The organism is Psychrobacter sp. 1U2 (assembly GCF_051847575.1).
Genome location: NZ_JBPYDC010000835.1, coordinates 1 through 811 on the forward strand (window position 1 = coordinate 1; position 811 = coordinate 811).

Genomic DNA, 811 nt, shown 5'->3' on the forward strand with positions numbered 1-811 from the left:
CTAGGGTGTGTTGACAATTACCGTAAATGGATAATCGTCGCTGCTAAATAGATATTAGCAGCAAACGACTCATCCGTTTTTTCAGCACGCATGGCAATTTTCTTGAAATCTTTCAGCTTACAGAAGAAGTTCTCGATTAAGTGACGCCACTTGTACATTTCTTTATCGAAATCTCGTTGCTTTAAACGAGAGCGTTTAGGGGGTATGACCGCTTTGCTACCACGCTCTTCTAAGTCTAGCAGTAGCCAATCCGTGTCAAAGGCTCTATCAGCAAGCAATGCACCAAACTCTTTGTCTTTAATTAAAGGTTTAACGCCAGCCATGTCATGCTGTTGTCCTTTCAATAAAGTAAAATCAACAAGGTTGCCTAATGCATCAACCATTGCCATGATTTTAGTGGTCATACCGCCTCTTGATTTGCCAATTGCCTGATGACAAGCCCCCCTTTTGCGCCTTGTCCATGACGATGTACCTTAACAATAGTGCCATCAATCATGGCATACTCTAAATCTGAGTCATTCAGAGCATTAAATAGCTTGCTGAATCTATCGCTTTTTACCCATCGACGGTAGCGCTTATAAACACTGTTCCAGTTACCAAATTCAGGGGGTAAGTCTCGCCACGGACTACCTGTTCGGACAATCCATAGAACAGCTTCGATAAATAGTCGATTATTTACCGCTGTTCTACCAACATCGGTCTCTTTACCTGCACAATACGGTGCTATCTTTGCCCACTGGGCATCACTTAGGGTTAATCTAGTCATAACACTATGATTATCAATTATTCTATATATGTCAACACACCCTAG

At 41.9% G+C, this 811-nt stretch carries 1 protein-coding gene; it reads right to left on the bottom strand.

The window, feature by feature from the left end:
- Positions 1-17: 17 nt before the first annotated feature.
- Positions 18-766, bottom strand: a protein-coding gene (locus ACS8FD_RS19025; RefSeq protein WP_165596948.1) for an IS5 family transposase whose coding sequence is annotated in 2 segments (ribosomal slippage) — positions 18-436 and positions 436-766 — 750 coding nt in all. Because the reading frame shifts where the segments join, the coding sequence is not laid out codon by codon here.
- Positions 767-811 lie beyond the last annotated feature (45 nt).